Origin of the sequence: Stomatohabitans albus (genome assembly GCF_036336025.1) — a bacterium.
In the GTDB taxonomy this organism is placed as follows: domain Bacteria; phylum Actinomycetota; class Nitriliruptoria; order Euzebyales; family Euzebyaceae; genus Stomatohabitans; species Stomatohabitans albus.
Genome location: NZ_JAYKKE010000001.1, coordinates 403,347 through 422,563, shown reverse-complemented (window position 1 = coordinate 422,563; position 19,217 = coordinate 403,347). Strand labels below are relative to the sequence as shown.

The window sequence follows — 19,217 nt, the reverse complement described above, 5'->3', positions numbered from 1 at the left end:
ACATGCTCGATGTCAACAACTTCGATGAATTGAGAATTAGCCTGGCGACTGAGGATCAGATCCGCGCCTGGTCTAACGGTGAAGTCCGTAAGCCTGAAACGATTAACTACCGCACCTTGCGTCCTGAGAAGGAAGGCCTTTTCGACGAGAAGATTTTTGGGCCAACCCGTGACTGGGAATGCCAGTGTGGTAAGTACAAGCGGGTTCGTTTTAAGGGCATTATCTGCGAACGTTGCGGGGTGGAAATTACACGCTCCAAGGTGCGTCGTGAACGCATGGGCCACATCGAATTAGCCGCACCAGTCACCCATATTTGGTATTTCAAAGGGGTGCCCTCACGCTTGGGTTACCTGCTTGACATGGCCCCCAAGAACCTGGAAAAGGTCATCTACTTTGCCAGCTATGTGATCACCAGCGTGAATGAAGATGCCCGGACCGAGAACCTCCCGAACTTGGAGGCTGAGGTCAACGCGGACATCAAGCTGATGGAACAAGAGCTGGAAGCTGAAGTTCAGGCGATGCAAGCCGAGATGGAAGCCGAACTCGCCGCCCAAGAAAAGGACGATGCAAAGGCTGACGTACTTCGCCGTACCCGTAAAGACTTTGATAAGAAGTTGGCCAAGCTAGAAGAACGGGGCCAAGAACAAATCGAACGTATTCGTGACAGCCTTGACCTGTTCCGTTCGATTAAGCCAAAAGACCTGGTCATGGATGAAATGACCTATCGTGAGCTGCAATTCCGCTTTGGTGAGTATTTCACTGGCGGTATGGGTGCCGAAGCGGTTCGTGACCTTCTGGGCAATATCGACTTTGAAACTGAAGCAGCCGAACTGCGCCAGGTATTGGCCGAAGAAGCTGAAAAGATCAAGAACGGCAAGCGCAAGACTCGTAGTCAAAAAGCTACTCGTGCCGTGAAACGGTTGAAGGTCGTTGAAGCTTTCCGTGCAACGGGTAACGACCCACGTGCCATGGTCTTAAAGGCCGTGCCCGTTATTCCCCCAGACTTGCGCCCGATGGTGCAACTGGATGGTGGGCGCTTTGCGACGAGTGACCTGAACGACTTGTACCGACGCGTTATCAACCGCAATAACCGGTTGAAGCGTCTGCTTGATCTTGGTGCCCCCGAGATCATCGTCAACAACGAAAAGCGTATGCTGCAAGAAGCCGTTGACGCGCTCTTTGATAACGGTCGCCGTGGCCGCCCTGTTACGGGTGCCGGTAACCGTGCCTTGAAGTCCTTGAGTGACAACTTGAAGGGCAAGCAGGGGCGTTTCCGCCAAAACCTGTTGGGTAAGCGTGTTGACTACTCCGGTCGTTCCGTCATCGTGGTTGGTCCTGACCTCAAGATCCATGAATGTGGCTTACCCAAGAAGATGGCGTTGGAGTTATTTAAGCCATTCGTGATGAAGCGTCTGGTTGACTTGAACTTTGCCCAGAACATCAAGAGTGCTAAGCGCATGGTTGAGCGCCAGCGTTCAGGCGTGTGGGATGTGCTCGAAGAGGTCATCGCTGACCATCCTGTGTTCTTGAACCGTGCCCCTACATTGCACCGGTTGGGTATTCAGGCATTTATTCCCGTACTGGTTGAAGGGAAAGCTATTCAGGTTCACCCGCTCGTATGTTCTGCATTTAACGCAGACTTCGACGGTGACCAGATGGCCGTTCACGTACCTCTGAGTGCCGAAGCACAAGCAGAAGCGCGTATTTTGATGCTGTCGGCAAATAACATCTTGAGCCCGGCCAATGGCCGCCCGCTTGCTACCCCGTCTCAGGACATGGTGTTGGGGTCGTACTACCTGACCTATGCCGAATCGGACACTCCCCGAGGTGAACGGCCAACCCAGGATGTGCTGGTCTCCATTAAGGAAGGGACGAGCGATATTCCAATCTTCCGTGGCATCGATGAAGCGATTAACGCCGCAGATGCTGGTCGCGTGCATCTTCAAGACTGGTGTGTGGTGCGCATGACGAACAAGGTTGTTCGTGAAGATGCACTGATCGACGACATCGATGATCGCTATAGCGAAGAAGAGCTTGAGACGTTGGTTGTTGGCGAACAAAAGCACATGCGCCTATTGAAGGACACGTCCTCAAAGGGCTTGCGCGTGCTTACCACAACGGGACGCTTGTTGTTCAACGAAATCTTCCCAGAGGACATGCCCTATTCCAACGAGCTGCAAGATAAGAAAAACCTTGCCAGCTTGGTGAATGAGTGCTCTGACACCTTCGATATGGCAACGACGGCCGTGGTGTTGGACAAGATGAAAGATATCGGCTTTACCTACTCCAGCCGTTCAGGGGTTACGGTCTCTATTGCTGATGTGACCCCACCCCCTGTCAAGGACGGTTTGGTTGCGGCAGCCGATGAAGCCGCTGACGCCATTGAACGCCGCTTTGAAAAAGGCCGGATCACCGCTGAAGAACGCAAGAATGAGCTTGTCAATATTTGGACTGAAACGAAAGACCAAGTCCAGACCGCGATGAGTGAAAACTTCCATCAGTTGAACCCCATCTGGATGATGGCGAACTCTGGTGCGCGTGGTTCGGTTGGGCAGCTTGTGCAGATTGCTGGTATGCGCGGCCTGGTGGCTGACCCTCGTGGTGAAGTGATTGAGCGCCCCATCAAGTCAAACTTCCGTGAAGGCTTGTCAGTGCTTGAATACTTCGTGTCTACCCACGGCGCCCGCAAAGGCTTGGCTGACACGGCATTGCGTACTGCTGACTCAGGGTACTTGACCCGTCGTCTCGTCGATATTGCCCAAGATCTGATCGTGCGTGAAGAAGACTGCGGGGTGAACCGTGGGATCAAGATGAGCGTTGGTGAGCACGATTCCCAAACACTGTTTGGTCGGGTGTTGTCGAAAGACGTGTACTACCCAGGTACCGATGAGATTCTCGTACCAAAGGGAACCGAAATCGCTGACGTTGAAATCCGTGCGATGCGTGCGGCACTTGTTGATGGGCGTCACCCTGATACTGAAGAACTTTTGCCACACCAGCCTAGTGAGAACGATCGTATTGTTGAGTGTTTCTCCGTGCTGAACTGTGTAAGTGAGGTCGGGGTATGTGCCAAGTGCTACGGTCGCGCCCTTGCTGAAAACCGCATGGTTCAAATTGGTGAGGCGGTTGGTATTGTTGCGGCCCAATCCATTGGTGAACCTGGTACCCAGTTGACGATGCGTACCTTCCACTCCGGTGGTGTGGCTGGCGCTGACATCACGCACGGCTTACCCCGTGTTGTCGAATTGTTCGAAGCCCGTAGCCCGAAGGGTAAGGCTGAAATTGCACCGCTTAGTGGCACGCTGACCATCGAAAAAGATGAGCGTGACATGAAGCTGACGATCACCCCATCGGGTGATGATGACCCTGTTGAGATTGTGGTTCCTGCACGTGCCCGCCTGACGGAGGGCACGAAGGATGGCATGGAACTGCGTGTCGGTCATCAACTGACCGTTGGTTCCGTTGATCCCCATGAGATGCTCGAATGGGTGGGTGCGCGTGAAACGCAGCGCCTGCTCGTGAACGAAGTTCAAGAGGTGTACCGCAGCCAGGGTGTGAATATTCACGATAAGCACATCGAATTGATCGTGCGTCAGATGCTGCGCCGTGTATCCATTATTGAACCGGGTGAGACGGATCTGCTGCCTGGCGAAATGGTTGACCGGTTACGCTTTGCACGGGTTAATCGTGAAGCCCTTGACGCAGGGTTGCGTCCGGCGAATGGTCGTCAAGCACTGATGGGTATCACGAAGGCGTCGTTGGCAACTGACTCATGGTTGTCTGCGGCCTCCTTCCAAGAAACCACCCGAGTGCTGACCGAAGCGGCCATTGAAGGCAAGAGCGACAAGTTAAACGGCCTGAAGGAAAACGTCATTATCGGTAAGTTGATTCCAGCCGGTACTGGTCTGCGTCGGTACCGTGAAATTGATGCCGTGCCCACTGAAGCACCATCACAGATTATTGACCCTGCTGCCTTGGATCCCTTTGGGAACCTTGATGATTGGGGCGCATCTGAGGTGTGGGGATAGACCCGTTTCTTCCAAATAGGTACAACTGATTCACGAAAGGCGGACCTTATTAGGGTCCGTCTTTCGTTGTTAGGCATAGACTGACGCGCATGACTGATGGGGTATATCGCAAAACAGCATCTGATCTCACACCAGATACTGATCCTAAGAAGCAGCTAGAGACCGAACCCAGTCGACTCACTGCGGTTATCCAAGGCGGCACCATCCAAGTGGGCTACACCCCCGTGGCCGCCACGTTGGCAGCCGCAATCGATGAGTCACCCAAGTCGGTGGAACAAGATGATACGGCTCGAACGGATGACGAAACAACCCCTGGGTTTAGTTTGGCCCCGCCCGTTGTGGAACCTATTGACGACGCTACCCGTGAGGCACCCGGACCAGTGGAAGCCGTTCGGGCAGCAGACACAGTATCGGGGGTTGGCGTCGACACCACGCAGGACAGTTCGCCATCGTCATCGCCAGCTAATGATTATCCTAGAACGGGCTCTCACCCAGCCATTCCAATTGGGTTTATGGTGCTCGTCGCCCTCTTAGGCCAGGCTCTCTTTTGGGGTGAGCCGATGATTGCGAATATGCGGTTAGTGCAGTTGCCACTACCACTGGTAATCCATGCGGTTCTGATGATCCCGTGTGCCTTGTGGGTGGGGCGAGCTCACGACCGTTGGGGCCCAACACCTTGGCTGCTTGCCGGCGCGATACTGGTGACCACCCTGGTCACTCCACTGATCAACGCTTGGTTGGGTGGACCAGGGCTGGGAGATGTGTTCTTGTACCAAGAGTACGGAGAAAAGCTACTCAATACGGGCCTGATACCGATTAATCCAGCTCCTGAATATCCACCGCTTGCGGTGTGGACATTTGGGTTGATTGCCGTACTCATCAATAAGGTTGGGCTATTTCCTTCACTTGCTACCGCCACGGTGATGGCTATTCCAGCATTCGTGATGTGGCTCCTTTTGGGGCGGTCTCGCTATGGCTGGCTGGTTGCTTATATCGGGTTATTGCCGTGGAGTGCCATGTGGCTTGTGATCCGGTTTGATGCGCTACCAACCACATTGCTTGTTGTGGCGTTGTTGCTTGTTCGCCCCGATAAAGAAGAAGCCACCTGGAAGGTCGTGCTCAGTGCACTGATATTTGGGTTGGCTGCCGCAGCCAAGTGGTATCCAGGGATCGGGGCAATCGTGCTGTTCTTTGGGTATATCGCGGTCAAAAAGTGGGGCTATGCCCTCACGATGTGCTTTGGTTCAATCGTTGGATTTGCTGCGCCGCACTTCCCATGGATACTTGACCCTCTTGGCCGTCAAGCGCTACTTGACGCCTACTTATTCCACGCCGGTCGTGGGGTAACGGGGGAGAGTTTGCTCTGGCAGTTTTTGTATCCACTCGGGTTGGCTGGGCTGCCTTCCCATGCCTGGTCTGATAGCCCAAACCTCAACGCAGGTCCTTGGCCAATGCTCCTCGTTGCGGTTGCGATCACACTTCCTGTACTTATCGCAGCATGGAAACCGCATATGGCTTGGACCAGTGCCACGGTTGCACCTGCCCTGTGGTTGATGGCAAATCGCATTTTCAGTGTCCAATTTGTGCTCACCATCACCGTGCTCTGGGTTGTGCTGCTCCTCCTCGTTCCACAGATCGCATCAGTATGGCGTTTTGCACTATTGGGTTCCTTAGCGGTTATGAACGTGGCGAACTGGATGATTTGGCCGGTCATGGATCGGGCCTGGCCTAGCTTTAGCGCCGCTGTCTTTATCCTTCTCTTGCCCATCACCATAGGGCTTTGGGTGATCAGCGCTCGACAGGAGCGAGCCCTCGCCAAAGCAGGGAGCCATGGGCTTGTAGCTGCCTAAGTACGTCCTTCGCGGATGCGCATAGCATGACCACGGTTTCTCGCTAAGGTAGATACCTCACACAAACTATTGGGTACGCGTGTCGAATGGTTGAAAAACGAAACGGCATCACGTACCCTTGTGCGTCCGCGCCAGCGCATGGGGCAGATTTGTGACGTTATGCCACAAGAACCGCCGGTCATGTAAGGCCACTGCAAATCTACGAAACGCCCGAACCCGTGTTACGGCACTGTTCACGAAGAACATGAGTAACTCGAAGGGCCATTGATAAGAGGACACCAATGCCAACGATCCAGCAGCTGGTCCGTAAGGGTCGGCAAACCAAGACTGCGAAGGGGAAGACCCCCGCTTTGAAGGGTTCACCCCAGCGCCGCGGGGTATGTACCCGTGTGTACACCACCACCCCGAAGAAGCCGAACTCGGCACTTCGCAAGGTGTGCCGTGTGCGTCTTTCAAGTGGGATCGAAGTAACCGCCTATATCCCCGGTGAAGGGCACAACCTCCAAGAGCACTCCATCGTGCTTGTACGTGGTGGTCGTGTTCGTGACCTCCCCGGTGTGCGGTACAAGGTGATTCGTGCCGCTCTAGACGCCAGCGCCGTACGTGACCGCAAACAAGCCCGTTCCAAGTACGGTGCGAAGAAGGAAGGCTAAGCATGGCTCGTAAGGGACCCGCCCCAAAACGTCCGGTCGTTACCGACCCGAAGTTTAATTCCAAGTTGATCACGCTGTTGATCAACCGTGTGATGTTGGATGGTAAACGTTCAGTTGCCGAGAACATTGTGTACTCCGCCTTGAATAACGTAGGCGAAAAGACTGGCGCCGATCCTGTGGCCGTGTTTGAACGCGCACTTGAGAATATCAAGCCCGCCCTTGAGGTTAAGAGCCGTCGTGTTGGTGGTGCCACCTATCAGGTACCCCTCGAAGTAAAGGCCGAGCGTGCCACCACCCTTGCCTTGCGTTGGTTGGTCACCTTCAGCCGTCAGCGCCGTGAGCACTCCATGGCAGAGCGCCTCACCAATGAGATTTTGGATGCCAGCAACAATGTAGGGGCCGCGGTTAAACGCCGTGAAGACACCCACAAGATGGCTGAGGCCAACCGCGCCTTCGCTCACTACCGCTGGTAATAGATTTACTCCGCGTCTGGCCCGCGTGCGGCCAGGCGCTTGCGTGATTAAGGCCTCCCCACGATTTACAGGAACATTTGATGGCTAAGCGAACTCATCCCCTCGGCGTTGTCCGAAATATTGGCATCATGGCGCACATTGACGCCGGTAAGACCACTACCACCGAACGCGTGTTGTACTACACGGGCCGTAACCACAAGATTGGTGAAACCCACGACGGTGCCTCCACGATGGACTGGATGGAGCAAGAACAGGAACGCGGTATCACCATTACGTCTGCCGCAACGACCTGCTCTTGGAAAGATCACGTCATTAACATCATCGACACCCCGGGCCACGTGGACTTCACCGTTGAGGTGGAACGTTCCCTGCGTGTCCTTGACGGTGCCGTTGCGGTATTCGATGCTGCAAGCGGCGTAGAACCACAGTCTGAAACGGTATGGCGCCAAGCTGATAAATATCGGGTGCCCCGTATCGCGTTCATGAACAAGATGGACAAACTGGGTGCCGATTTCTTCATGGCCACCCAAACGATGGTTGATCGCCTCGGTGCTAACCCCGTTCCTGTACAGGTTCCAATCGGCCAAGAATCTTCCTTTGTTGGTTTTGTTGATCTGATCGACATGAAGGCTCGGGTTTGGGACTCCAATGATGATCAGGGCCAAACGTTCAACACGATTGATATTCCTGATGATGTCAAAGAATTAGCTGAAGAATGGCGTGCGAAGCTGGTTGAAAGTGTCGCAGAAACCGACGAAGAGCTGCTTGATCGCTTCTTGGAAGAAGGTGACCTTGATGCCGAAACGCTGAATGCGGCGATTCGTAAGGCCACCATCGCGATGGAAATTACGCCGGTGTTCTGTGGTTCTGCCTTTAAGAACAAGGGTGTACAGGCCATGCTTGACGGCGTGGTTGCCTACCTGCCCAGCCCCAAGGACGTACCCGCTATTGACGGTATCAATCCGAAGACGGGCGAAGAAGAGCATCGCGAGGTCAGCGAAGACAGCCCCTTCTCCGCGCTTGCATTCAAGATCGCCGTTGACCCATATGTGGGTAAGCTCACCTACTTCCGCGTGTACTCGGGTCAGATCAACCAGGGTGATAGTGCAGAAAACTCCACCAAGGGGAAGAAGGAACGCTTTGGCCGTATCCTTCAGATGCACGCCAACCACCGTGAAGATCGTGACACCGCCTTCACCGGTGATATTGCTGCTGCGGTTGGTCTGAAAGTCACCACAACCGGTGACACGTTGTGTGACCCACAGAATCCGATCATCCTTGAAAACATGGACTTCCCGGATCCGGTAATTCACATTGCCGTGGAACCAAAGACCAAGGGTGACCAGCAAAAGATGTCCGAAGGATTGCAGAAGCTGGCCGAAGAAGACCCCACCTTCACCGTCCATACGGATGAAGAATCCGGTCAGACGATCATCGGTGGTATGGGTGAACTTCACCTCGACATCATCGTTGACCGGTTGATGCGTGAATTCAAGGTGGAAGCAAATGTTGGTAAGCCCCAGGTTGCTTACCGTGAGACGATCAGCCAGCCGGTTCTTAACCATCTCCTGCGCTTTAAGCGCCAGACCGGTGGTAGTGGCCAGTTCGCTGAAGTTGTTATCAGCTTGTACCCAACCGGGCGTTTCGCCCCTGAAGAAGACCAGATCAAGGTTCTTGACGAAAACGGCAAGGAGACCGGTGAGGTCGGTGGGTACCGCTTTGATGATGAAGTCAAGGGTGGCGCAGTCCCCCGTGAATACATCCCAAGCGTTGATCACGGTATCCGTGACGCAATGCAGGGCGGTATTAAGGCTGGCTACCCCGTAGTGGACGTCCGTGCCGTGCTGAGTGACGGTAGCTACCACGATGTGGACTCCTCTGAAATGGCCTTCAAGATTGCTGGTTCTATGGCATTCAAAGAGGCCGCGGCTAAGGGCAAGAGCGTGCTCTTAGAGCCCATGATGGACGTCGAAGTTGTCACCCCTGAGGAATACATGGGTGATGTGATCGGCGACCTGAACAGCCGTCGTGGCCAGATTGGTTCGATGACGGCTCGCGCAGGTGCTCAAGTGGTTACCGCTGTGGTGCCCTTAAGTGAAATGTTTGGGTACGTGAACGATCTACGTTCCAAGACCCAGGGTCGTGCCCAATACACCATGACCTTCTCCGGTTACGCTGAAGTACCGACCAACCTCGCAGAAGAGATCGTCGCCAAGGTGCGCGGCGAGTAAGCTGCCTGATACATACGTTCTCGGCCGGTACGCCGGCTACAAATCACCCTTTACAGGAGAAATCAAATGGCCAAGGAAACTTTCGAGCGCAATAAGCCGCACATGAACATCGGCACCATCGGTCACGTCGACCATGGTAAGACCACCCTCACCGCTGCTATCACGAATGTGTTGGCAAAGAAGTTCGGTGGGGACGCCAAGGCGTTCGACCAGATCGACAACGCTCCCGAAGAACGCGAACGCGGTATTACGATTAACGTCTCTCACGTTGAATACGAAACCGAGAAGCGTCACTATGCCCACGTGGACGCCCCTGGCCACGCTGACTACGTGAAGAACATGATTACCGGTGCAGCACAGATGGACGGTGCCATCCTCGTGGTTGCCGCCACCGACGGCCCCATGCCCCAGACGCGTGAACACGTGCTGCTTGCCCGCCAGGTAGGCGTGCCCAAGTTGGTTATCGCCCTGAACAAGTGCGACATGGTCGACGACGAGGAACTGCTTGAACTCGTCGAAATGGAAGTACGTGAACTGCTGTCCGATCAGGAATTTGATGGCGACAACGTGCCAGTTGTCCGCGTCTCTGGTTTGAAGGCCCTTGAAGGCGATGCCGAATGGGAAGAAAAGGTCGTCGAACTGATGGATGCAGTTGACGAATACTTTGAAGACCCGGTTCGTGAACTGGACAAGCCGTTCATTATGCCGATCGAAGATGTGTTCTCCATTACCGGTCGCGGCACCGTGGTAACCGGTCGTATTGAAGGCGGCGTTGTCAAGACTGGCGACGAAGTAGAAATCGTTGGTATCCGTCCAATCCAGAAGACCACCGTTACCGGTGTGGAAATGTTCCGCAAGCTGCTTGACGAAGGTCGCGCTGGTGACAACGTCGGTGTGCTGCTTCGTGGTACCAAGAAGGAAGAGGTCGAACGTGGTCAGGTGCTCGCCGCTCCTGGCACGATTAAGCCACACACCAAGTTCGAAGGTCAGGTCTACATCCTGAACAAGGACGAAGGTGGCCGTCACACCCCGTTCTTCAACAACTACCGTCCACAGTTCTACTTCCGTACCACCGACGTGACCGGTGCTGTCGAACTTCCCGCCGGTACCGAAATGGTTATGCCTGGTGACAACACCGAAATGACGGTTGAATTGATCGCCCCCATCGCTATGGAACAGGGCCTTCGCTTCGCTATCCGTGAAGGTGGCCGCACCGTAGGCGCTGGCCAGGTCACCAAGGTGATCGAATAGTCATACGCGCCTACGCGCTGAACTCAAAAGCCGACCCTTATGGGTCGGCTTTTTGTTGGCTTTATCAGGACGGTATCCATCCCCATAATGGCTATCGCTATGATGACGGTAACCGTGAAGGAAGACAGGTAAATCCTCATGAACCACAACCTTCGTGTCCTCATCCCAGGTGCTATCTGCTTGGCCGTGAGTTACCGGCTTTCGCAATTACCGAATGCCCAACGGCGGGCAAGGCAACGGTTAGCTGCTTATCAACCAACCGTCTATAAGGCAGATCATGGTGATATCGCCTATACCGATGAAGGGGTAGGTACCCCTGTCTTAGTGAGCCACGGACTATTCGGTGGATTTGATCAAGGCACTGACGCAGGGCGTGAGCATTTCCCTGATAACTGCCGAATAATCAGCCCGTCGCGTTTTGGCTACCCAGGGAGTGCGGTTAAAGGTCAAGGCACCCCTCGAGAACAAGCAGGTGTATTCGTTGACCTTCTTGATCATCTTGGGATTGAACAGGCGTATATCGCAGGCTTCTCTGCGGGAGGTACGGCAGCTATTTGTACTGCCCTTGCGTTTCCTGAACGGGTGAAAGGGCTGATTTTATGGTCAAGTGCGCCGGTTCGGCCCAAAGCCCCGAAGCATGAACCTGCCATGAGTGGTGTTCCTTCGCTGGTAAACCACGATTGGTTCTGGTGGTTACTTGCACCAATCTTTCCAATGGTGTCTGGTCTACCGTCAGCGACGATAGAAACAATGCTGCCGATTACTCCTCGGCGGCGTGGTATCGCAGTAGACACCTACGTCACCAATCCTGATATGGGACGTCACTTCGATGCGTACCCCGTAGAACAACTCGAAATCCCAGTTCTTCTCATTCATGCAATGGATGACAAGATTGCACCCTTCACTCGAACACAACAATCAATGCATCGCTATGCCAATCTCACGACAAGATTCTTTTTGACAGGAGGGCATATGCAACAAGGAAATGCACCCGCAATTAAACAAACCATTCAGAGATGGATTGAAAGAAACAACGTGTAGTCCTTGTAGTCATAATGACTTGTGGTCTCGGGTGTCTCGTTATATGGGGCATTTCCTTTGAATGTCGTTAGCACACCACCATGTCTGCGATGCCTTGCTGATGAGACCTGATTAGCTACTGCCACCGAAAGGGTCGCTGGCATGACCCACATCAGAGTGAATCATAATAGTGGCAACAGTATGGCCCGTGACAATTTGTCACAGGCCATAGGGGAGAGGAACAGACGCGTTACTCAAAGCGGGTGGTGGGTACGACTTCTTTGTAGATAACCATGGCATCAAAAGCTTCGTCAGGAACCAGGGATATCGCGTAGAACGGCGGTAAGTGGGTTTGCCAGCCGACAAGGGAGACGTTGACCGCGGTCATGACTTGATTGTTGCTAATAATCTCCTTCCACTGGGGATCATCGGCCACCTTGGCAAATTCCACGTAGTAGCGGTTTTGGTCCTTGCCTTTGATCTGCTTTGTGAAGGCGCTTTCATAGGAGACCGAAAGCTGTTCGTACCCAGTGTCCGTTTGGGAGTTGAAGCCGGTCTTGAGGGCGTCCACACCGATGGTCCAGTACTTATCGCCGAGATCATTGGCCAAGAGCTTACCGAGAGGCTCATACCCTGAGGTCGCCACCTTTTGGATATGGCCATTGTGGGCGTTGATGTAGAGGATCTTGTCGCCCTCTCGGTCCATCAACCATTTCACCTTGTCGCGCATTAGCGGGTCACGGGTGGCGTTGTACTCCGCTTCGGGCACTATCAGGGCGTCCATGTACTGGGCGATTGAGTGAGCCGCCTCGCGAGTGTAGATGAACGTATCTTCATCAGTGGCAGCAACGATCGCGTCCTTCTGGGCGTCCATATCTGCCATCACATTCTGGGCCGCAGTTTTGATGGTATTCAAGTCATCCTTGGCGACATCAAGCCGGTTGTCATCATTCATGATGTCCAAGGTTGGCTTGTATTTGGCAACCAGTTCGGGGGCACCCTGTTCAAGGGTATTGAAGATGTGCTTCTTTGACTCATCTACCCGCTGGAAGTCAAAGCCCATGAATCGCAGGTCCTTACCTTCAGGGGCGGTCTGGTTATACTCGCGCATCCACTCGATGATGGCTTTGATTTCCTGAGTGCGGTAGATGCCAAAACCGATCGCGGTGGCAACGTCCTCTGGGTTACCCTCGCCACCGTGGATGTAGTCATTCACCGTGAGTGCGCCCCCAAAGTCGCCTTCAATTGCGAAGGTACGGGCCTTGCCCTGTTCTACGAGTTTCTTGAAAACCTCGCCCTTGAGTTCCTGGTATTCCTTTGACCCGTGAGAGCCTTCACCAACACCAACAAGCTTCACTTGGTCAGGAACAGACAGTTCGTTTAAATCAGGTGCGGTTTTCGAAAGATCAGCATCTGGAATGTTTGGCTGACCGATGATGAAGAAAAGCACAACCCCAATAACCAGAACTGAAACAATGGCGATAAGCCATTTCTTTGTCATTTAAACCGACACCTTTCGAAATAGAAGTACGACGAATGTGTTGGTCAAGATAGCACCGTAAAAAGACTGATTGTTTAGGGGTTCTACCCAACGTAATGCCGGAAAATACTCGTACTAACCAAAGTTAATTACCCTGTCCTTGATAGGGTGATCTCATAGGGTTGCGCTCTGCTACTAAGTCGGTTGACCCAAATACGTCGAAGGGGAGATAGCACTGCCTTGACGACTCGTACTTCCTTATAAAGGAGTCAATGGCAATGACTCACGGCATGACAAGGTTAAGTACCGACAGTGATTCCTAGTACCACCAAGTATTTGGGCCTAGGCACGTACAAAACGAGCCGGAGGAGTGGGCAACGGATCATGAGTAAGCGATCGCATGGAACGGCTGTTGGCACTGTAGGCCTGTACATCGCTCGTATCTGAATCCGCTAGTTGTTGATAGGCCAGTGGTGGTGTCGGCAGGGTTAGCCCCTGGTTTGCCTCATCACGATTATGGACAAGGGTCAATCCAACCATTGGCACAGCACTAGATGCCTCTTGGGAATGAGGCGGCTGGGGTACTGAAGAAAGCAAACTGGACATAACGGCTCCTGAACCAAGGGGGAATTGATTCAATGGAAATACGGCAGTTGATGGGTATTCCTTAAGCCTTAAAGTCTTGGATCATGACTAATCGAGGCGTCAATGTAACGACAACAATGTTGGTTTACAGCCCAGTAACCGTGATTGAGTTCTAGAACGGGTACCCCGTGAGAACGATAGAGAGAGCGGATTGATGCGAACGGCAGGTTGGTGTTGTAGCGTACTCCGAACGGTCATGTTGTAAGGATCACAAACGCAAATCACTGGGGTAGTGTGCTCATTGTTTTGGGTTTGAGCAGGCAAAAATGGTCGGCTTCCCAAAAATGTTTGACATGTTTTAGACTCGTGGCGTCATGACTGAACAGACGCAACTGAGAGTGGTAGAGGGGAGCATTTTAGGCCTCATTGGGTTGTTAGCCCTGGTGAGGATTTTCTTATATGTCAAGGTTGGTCAAGTTCTCAGCCCGCTTGATGAGAGCGTCTATGTCGACTATGTCCTTAAGGTGCCAAGCCAACTTGTGGTGCACCAAGGTGAACAATTAAGTGATGCGGCACTAAAGATTCAGGCATGTCATACATGGGCACAAACTGAGGCCCTCGCCAATGCCTGTGCGACTGGTGATGTGCACGACCTCAGTATTTTCCCACAAAACGGTATTACGAGCGCTGACCTGTATACCCCGGTGTACCCGACGATTACCTGGGCTGGGATGCAACTGCTGTTGGGATTGGGCGCAGCCAATGAGCTCCTTGCTATGCGCTATACCGGTGCGATATGGCTTGCGCTTGCGGCGATGGGCATGTGGGGTGTGGGCCGTATGCTCAACCTCAGTCCGTGGGCCAGCTTGGGTGCGGCGATGGCGATTGCCGGGGCCACACCAGTGCGTTGGGCAAATGGGTTTGTAACTCCAGACGCAACAGCCATGTTGGCCGGGGTTGCCATGTTGGGGGTTGGGACGTGGTGGATACACCGGGAAACAGCATCGCGTTCAATCATCCCACCAGCCATCGCGTTTACCTTGACCTCAGCATTTTTTACCGCAATCAAGCTCCAGAATTTCTATGCCGTTGTGGTTGCGGGGTTTTGGATTCTGTTTGCCCGGTTTGAGGGGAATATTGCCCCGTTGCGTAAGGATGTCATGGCATTGGCCGGTGGGGCCGCGTTGGCCCTCTCAACCCAGGCGTTTTGGTTTATCTATCGAGCACAACACGCCGTTGGGCCCTTCCCCGACCAACATGTTGTGCAAGGGTTTTCCTACGGGTTCTTAGCGGCAGAAAGCCTGCGGTATATCCCTGGCATAGGGTCAGCCACCGGTGCGCCGGAGCTGCTTCAACAACCATGGCTCTATCTGACCACCCAATGGATGCTCATTGTGGTGGCGCTTGGCACGGTGGGTTCGGCCGTGTCACTCACCAAGTCTCCGCGTTTTCAGCGTCTCGCCTTTGCAACCCTGACCACAGCCATTATCGGTGGGCCGGCGTTGGTGTTGGCATCATCGTTTGCCGCCCATGGGTTCATTCCCTCACCTGAACGTTATGGTCTATCCCTATTCCCGGCGGCGGTGCTTGGGTGTGCTGCCCTGTTTGATCAGCACAAGCCAGGGCGTATTAGCTGGGCGGGTATCTGTACAGCCTGCACGGTGATTTGGATTATCAACTACTAAGTTGACCTGACGCTCCGCTCCGCCTCGGCCAGAGCAGCGAAGCTCCTCACACCCGGCCCCTCAAGTGGCCTTTCCTGGTTGGTGAAGAGGTGTATCAACTACGCTGCATAGCATCGTGGGCCTATGTTTATGTACAACTAAGACATGCACAGTTCTTGATAGTTATTGTTTGGAATGGCCAAAACACGTGGTATCAGTTTGACCAATCCGGTTCATGTTGTTAGAACTGCCCCAGTATTACGGGTGCTACCTGGTCAGGTTGTAGCCAACGATGCTACGGATATGCACTGATGGCTGATAGATGGCGGGCATAAAACGGATGTCATGCCTCCATGTATGGCTGAATATCAGCGCTATCAAACTGAATAACTAAAAATTATGGCTAGTAGAAGGATTCATACGAAATGAAACATTCTGTACGTGTGCTGTGCTCAGGTGCGGTTCTCTTGGGCCTCTTGTTCTCTGGCTCACCGAGCATTGGGGAAGGCAATACGACCGTGCCGGTGGACCCAAGTAGCTCAGCCCCCTCGGCAACACCATCAAACCCAACCGAAACGCCGGGTGGTCAAGCCGGTTCGGTAACAATTGATATCAAACGCCTTTCGGGGAATGATCGCTATGGCACCGCCATTGCGATTACCAAACACCTTTACAAAGACCATGAGGCGAAAGACGTTATTTTGGCCTCTGGTGAACAGTTCCCTGATGCGATTACTGCGGCAAACTTCTTCAAAACCAAGCAAGCTATGCCACTCTTATTAACACCAGCCGCGGTGCTCACCAAAGAAGTAAAAGATGAACTCACACGATTAGCCGCCACAAAGGCACGTGTCATCGTCATCGGTGGCGAAAAGGCGATCAATGCCAGTGTCGTGGATGAGCTTACCGGGATGGGATTGCAGCCGGCTCGCCTCGCTGGCCCTGACCGTCAAAGCACCTCCGTTGCCATTGCAAACCAGACGCGCGGTCGTGGCCAAAGCGGATTAGCGGTTGTCACCCCGGCAGATGATTTTGCACTCGGGGTCTTTGGTGCATCGTTAGCCACACATAGCGACGCCAATCACCTGATTGCTTTTAACCAGGTTCCCCTCCAAACCTCGGTGAAGGATTATTTTCTGCAGAGAAAGACACGCCAAGCCATTGTCTTAGGCGATGCGTTTGACTTCTCCTTACCCAAGACATCCTTTGAGGTGATTCGTTCCAATAACCCCGAAGCGGTGCCTACGGTGGTTTGCTATCCAAATAGCAACTGTGTCGGATCAACCGATTTTGAACCGCCAGCTTCTGGTCAACAAACCGTGGTTGAGAACATGCTGGTTAAGCATTTCAATGAGGCGACAAATATCGTGATGGTTGCCAGTGATAAACCCGTTGACGGTATTGCGGCCACCCAGCTTGCGGCTCAGCTTGATGCACCAATCTTGCCGATTGAACCGAAGTTTGTGCATCGGTATCTCGGCGTAATCAAACAGTTAGGCAAAAAGGATCGCAACTTCTACCTCATCGGTGGTGAAGAAGCGATTGGTGAGCAGATTGCTGGACAGATTAATCGCGTTATGAAGGACTAATCTCATCTCGCCTCCATGTATGGAGGTATATGGCACAGGTGCTGGGAATGGGTTGTGCGCATTCCCAGTCGTGCTGTTCTGTCACTCATCACCGCAACCGAACTAATCACGTCTTTTCGCGGTGATGAACGGTGACGGGGGGAGAAAAGCACTAGCTCCAACGTGGTGTCTGCGACAGTCGGCGGTTGGTGTTCTCCGTGCAATAGGGACTGGCGTGGGTAGGAGTCCAATTTTCTTGAACAAATGGCTGCGCTGACTTTCAATCGTGGCAAACTAGTCAGTCCGGCCTGAATTGGCGCGCGTTTGCGTGTGCCTAAACACGGCCAAGTCGACCTTGACAACTCCACCGGTAAAGCAAATCAGAGGAACGTATGGCTGAGCAAAAGATCCGCATTCGCCTGAAGGCGTATGACCACCACGTCATTGACCAGAGTGCCCGCAAGATCGTGGACACCGTCGAACGCACCGGCGCCCGGATCACCGGCCCAGTGCCATTGCCGACCGAAAAGAACGTGATCTGTGTGATTCGTTCACCGCACAAGTACAAGGACAGCCGTGAACACTTCGAACAGCGCACTCATAAGCGCCTGATCGATATCCACAATCCCACGCAGAAAACGGTAGATAGTTTGATGCGTCTTGATCTGCCAGCCGGTGTAGACATCGAGATCAAGCTGTAACCCAGATGCGGGTGGAGCGGGGCTAAAACCAGCGGGAAACCAACGGAATTAGCCCCAAAGACGAAGGCGCAACACCCGAGCGCGTGAGTCGAGCCCGCGAGTACCGAGGAGACCCTCAATGACCAATAAAGCCATTCTCGGCACCAAGCTGGGTATGACCCAGATCTTCGACGCCGACGGGCGTGTTGTTCCCGTAACGGTGGTCAACGCTGGGCCCTGCCCCGTTGTTCAAGTTCGTACCGTTGAACAAGATGGCTACGACGCTGTCCAATTGGGATGGGGCACCATTAAGCCCAAGCGCGTTGCCAAGCCGCAACTTGGTGAATTCAAAAAGGCTGGTGTGGAACCCACCCGTCGCCTCGTTGAAGTTCGCATGAGCGGTGAGTTCGAGCCAGGCCAGACGATCACCGTTGATCAGTTCGCCACCGGCGAATTCGTAGACGTCACCGGCGTGAGCAAGGGTAAAGGCTTTGCCGGTACCATGAAGCGCCACAACTTCGCTGGTCAGCGTGCCAGCCACGGTGCCCACAAAGTTCACCGTGCCCCCGGTTCGGTTGGTGCAGCGGCAACTCCCGCCCGCGTATTCCCCGGCACACGCATGGCTGGTCGCATGGGCAACCGCCGCGTGACCACCCTGAATCTTGAACTGGCCGGTGTTGATACCGAACGCAACTTGCTGTTGATCAAGGGTTCCGTCCCTGGTCCAAACGGCGCCATGGTCACCATCCGCAACGCGGTCAAGAAGACCCAAGGAGGCGAAGCCTAATGCCGACCATTGATGTAGTAGCCGCAGACGGCAAGAAGGCCGGTAGCGTTGAGCTTGACGAGGCCATCTTTGGCATCGAGCCAAACGTGCCGGTCATGCACCAAGTCGTTGTAGCTCAAGAAGCCGCCGCTCGTGCCGGCACCGCCAAGACTAAGACCCGCGGTGAGGTTTCTGGTGGTGGTAAGAAACCGTGGCGCCAGAAGGGCACCGGCCGTGCTCGCCAAGGTTCGATCCGCTCTCCCCAGTGGCGTGGCGGTGGAACCGTATTTGGCCCCACGGGAAACCAAAACTGGAAACAGCGAGTGAACAAGAAGGTGAAGGCGCTGGCCTTGCGTTCGGCACTCAGTGACCGTGCCAGTGAAAACAACATTGTTGTGCTCGACAAGTTGGCTTTTGATGCACCCAAGACCAAGGACGCCATCGCCCTGTTGGACTCAGTCGGTCTGAGCGACAAGGTTGTGTTGGTCGTTATCGCCGAGCGCAACCTCAATGTTGAAAAGAGTTTCTCGAACCTGGAAAACGTGCACGTCTTAACCGTTGGTCAGCTCAACACCCGTGACGTGTTGATCTCCGACGTGGTGCTCTTTGACCAGGCTTCCCTTGAATTGGTTGGTTCTCCCGCACCGGCCCTGACCACGGAGGAGGCTGCCTAATGCGCTTCAAGCAAGACGTGATCATCCGCCCTGTCGTGAGCGAAAAGTCTTACGGCCAGATGGATGAAGCCAACCGTTACACCTTCATTGTTCACCCAAGTGCGAACAAGACCGAAATTAAGCAGGCCGTGGAAGAGATCTGGGGTGTCCGGGTCGCCAAGGTCAACACGCTGAACCGCAAGGGTAAGACCAAGCGTTTTGGTCTCGTCATGGGTAAGCGTCGTGATGAAAAGCGCGCCATGGTGACCTTGGTCGAAGGTGACAGCATCGACATCTTCTCAGGAGGCCTGTAAG

At 53.8% G+C, this 19,217-nt stretch carries 15 protein-coding genes; 13 read left to right on the top strand and 2 right to left on the bottom strand.

Annotated features, from left to right (window positions below):
• The first annotated feature begins 2 nt into the window (after positions 1 to 2).
• The 7 genes from VCU37_RS01840 to VCU37_RS01810 all read left to right on the top strand — a co-directional run bounded on the left by VCU37_RS01840 (position 3) and on the right by VCU37_RS01810 (position 11,527).
• Positions 3 to 4,028, top strand: a complete 4,026-nt coding sequence (locus tag VCU37_RS01840) for a DNA-directed RNA polymerase subunit beta' (RefSeq protein WP_336248926.1) — start codon at positions 3 to 5, stop codon at positions 4,026 to 4,028.
• An 89-nt stretch (positions 4,029 to 4,117) separates the two neighbouring features.
• Complete coding sequence (locus tag VCU37_RS01835; protein WP_336248925.1) at positions 4,118 to 5,878, top strand: hypothetical protein; 1,761 nt, start codon at positions 4,118 to 4,120, stop codon at positions 5,876 to 5,878.
• Positions 5,879 to 6,159: 281 nt separating this feature from the next.
• Positions 6,160 to 6,531, top strand: coding sequence for a 30S ribosomal protein S12 (gene rpsL, locus VCU37_RS01830; RefSeq protein WP_336248924.1), 372 nt, complete (start codon positions 6,160 to 6,162; stop codon positions 6,529 to 6,531).
• 2 nt (positions 6,532 to 6,533) lie between these two features.
• A complete protein-coding gene (gene rpsG / locus VCU37_RS01825; RefSeq protein WP_336248923.1) occupies positions 6,534 to 7,004 on the top strand; it encodes a 30S ribosomal protein S7 in 471 nt (156 codons plus the stop codon).
• An 80-nt stretch (positions 7,005 to 7,084) separates the two neighbouring features.
• Entirely contained in the window at positions 7,085 to 9,235 is a 2,151-nt protein-coding gene (fusA, locus tag VCU37_RS01820) for an elongation factor G (RefSeq protein WP_336248922.1), read from the top strand.
• Between the two features lie 66 nt (positions 9,236 to 9,301).
• The gene (tuf, locus tag VCU37_RS01815; RefSeq protein WP_336248921.1) at positions 9,302 to 10,486 is read left to right on the top strand and encodes an elongation factor Tu; all 1,185 of its coding nucleotides are present in this window, start codon (positions 9,302 to 9,304) and stop codon (positions 10,484 to 10,486) included.
• Between the two features lie 138 nt (positions 10,487 to 10,624).
• Positions 10,625 to 11,527, top strand: coding sequence for an alpha/beta fold hydrolase (locus VCU37_RS01810; RefSeq protein WP_336248920.1), 903 nt, complete (start codon positions 10,625 to 10,627; stop codon positions 11,525 to 11,527).
• 229 nt (positions 11,528 to 11,756) lie between these two features.
• Here VCU37_RS01810 and VCU37_RS01805 read toward each other — a convergent pair whose 3' ends face one another.
• Both VCU37_RS01805 and VCU37_RS01800 read right to left on the bottom strand, forming a co-directional pair.
• Positions 11,757 to 13,007, bottom strand: a complete 1,251-nt coding sequence (locus VCU37_RS01805; protein ID WP_336248919.1) for an erythromycin esterase family protein — start codon at positions 13,005 to 13,007, stop codon at positions 11,757 to 11,759.
• A 321-nt stretch (positions 13,008 to 13,328) separates the two neighbouring features.
• Positions 13,329 to 13,592, bottom strand: coding sequence for a hypothetical protein (locus tag VCU37_RS01800; RefSeq protein ID WP_336248918.1), 264 nt, complete (start codon positions 13,590 to 13,592; stop codon positions 13,329 to 13,331).
• Between the two features lie 353 nt (positions 13,593 to 13,945).
• Here VCU37_RS01800 and VCU37_RS01795 point away from each other — a divergent pair, with 353 nt between their 5' ends.
• From VCU37_RS01795 to rplW, 6 genes are all read left to right on the top strand, one after another.
• Positions 13,946 to 15,256, top strand: coding sequence for a hypothetical protein (locus tag VCU37_RS01795; protein WP_336248917.1), 1,311 nt, complete (start codon positions 13,946 to 13,948; stop codon positions 15,254 to 15,256).
• A 404-nt stretch (positions 15,257 to 15,660) separates the two neighbouring features.
• Positions 15,661 to 16,824, top strand: coding sequence for a cell wall-binding repeat-containing protein (locus tag VCU37_RS01790; protein ID WP_336248916.1), 1,164 nt, complete (start codon positions 15,661 to 15,663; stop codon positions 16,822 to 16,824).
• A gap of 371 nt (positions 16,825 to 17,195) precedes the next feature.
• Positions 17,196 to 17,504, top strand: a complete 309-nt coding sequence (rpsJ, locus tag VCU37_RS01785; protein WP_336248915.1) for a 30S ribosomal protein S10 — start codon at positions 17,196 to 17,198, stop codon at positions 17,502 to 17,504.
• 118 nt (positions 17,505 to 17,622) lie between these two features.
• On the top strand, positions 17,623 to 18,270 hold the full coding sequence (gene rplC / locus VCU37_RS01780) for a 50S ribosomal protein L3 (protein ID WP_336248914.1): 648 nt from the start codon (positions 17,623 to 17,625) through the stop codon (positions 18,268 to 18,270).
• A complete protein-coding gene (gene rplD / locus VCU37_RS01775; RefSeq protein ID WP_336248913.1) occupies positions 18,270 to 18,923 on the top strand; it encodes a 50S ribosomal protein L4 in 654 nt (217 codons plus the stop codon). The genes rplC and rplD overlap by 1 nt, the downstream gene beginning before the upstream one ends.
• Positions 18,923 to 19,216, top strand: coding sequence for a 50S ribosomal protein L23 (gene rplW, locus VCU37_RS01770; RefSeq protein ID WP_336248912.1), 294 nt, complete (start codon positions 18,923 to 18,925; stop codon positions 19,214 to 19,216). Before rplD ends, rplW begins: the two co-directional genes overlap by 1 nt.
• The last annotated feature ends 1 nt before the right edge of the window (position 19,217 follow it).

Bases quoted from the DNA above. Each gene is read 5' to 3' on its own strand.
- VCU37_RS01840 (WP_336248926.1), top strand. From the start codon at position 3: ATGCTCGATGTCAACAACTTCGATGAATTGAGAATTAGCCTGGCGACT.
- VCU37_RS01835 (WP_336248925.1), top strand. From the start codon at position 4,118: ATGACTGATGGGGTATATCGCAAAACAGCATCTGATCTCACACCAGAT.
- rpsL (WP_336248924.1), top strand. From the start codon at position 6,160: ATGCCAACGATCCAGCAGCTGGTCCGTAAGGGTCGGCAAACCAAGACT.
- rpsG (WP_336248923.1), top strand. From the start codon at position 6,534: ATGGCTCGTAAGGGACCCGCCCCAAAACGTCCGGTCGTTACCGACCCG.
- fusA (WP_336248922.1), top strand. From the start codon at position 7,085: ATGGCTAAGCGAACTCATCCCCTCGGCGTTGTCCGAAATATTGGCATC.
- tuf (WP_336248921.1), top strand. From the start codon at position 9,302: ATGGCCAAGGAAACTTTCGAGCGCAATAAGCCGCACATGAACATCGGC.
- VCU37_RS01810 (WP_336248920.1), top strand. From the start codon at position 10,625: ATGAACCACAACCTTCGTGTCCTCATCCCAGGTGCTATCTGCTTGGCC.
- VCU37_RS01805 (WP_336248919.1), bottom strand. From the start codon at position 13,007: ATGACAAAGAAATGGCTTATCGCCATTGTTTCAGTTCTGGTTATTGGG.
- VCU37_RS01800 (WP_336248918.1), bottom strand. From the start codon at position 13,592: ATGTCCAGTTTGCTTTCTTCAGTACCCCAGCCGCCTCATTCCCAAGAG.
- VCU37_RS01795 (WP_336248917.1), top strand. From the start codon at position 13,946: ATGACTGAACAGACGCAACTGAGAGTGGTAGAGGGGAGCATTTTAGGC.
- VCU37_RS01790 (WP_336248916.1), top strand. From the start codon at position 15,661: ATGAAACATTCTGTACGTGTGCTGTGCTCAGGTGCGGTTCTCTTGGGC.
- rpsJ (WP_336248915.1), top strand. From the start codon at position 17,196: ATGGCTGAGCAAAAGATCCGCATTCGCCTGAAGGCGTATGACCACCAC.
- rplC (WP_336248914.1), top strand. From the start codon at position 17,623: ATGACCAATAAAGCCATTCTCGGCACCAAGCTGGGTATGACCCAGATC.
- rplD (WP_336248913.1), top strand. From the start codon at position 18,270: ATGCCGACCATTGATGTAGTAGCCGCAGACGGCAAGAAGGCCGGTAGC.
- rplW (WP_336248912.1), top strand. From the start codon at position 18,923: ATGCGCTTCAAGCAAGACGTGATCATCCGCCCTGTCGTGAGCGAAAAG.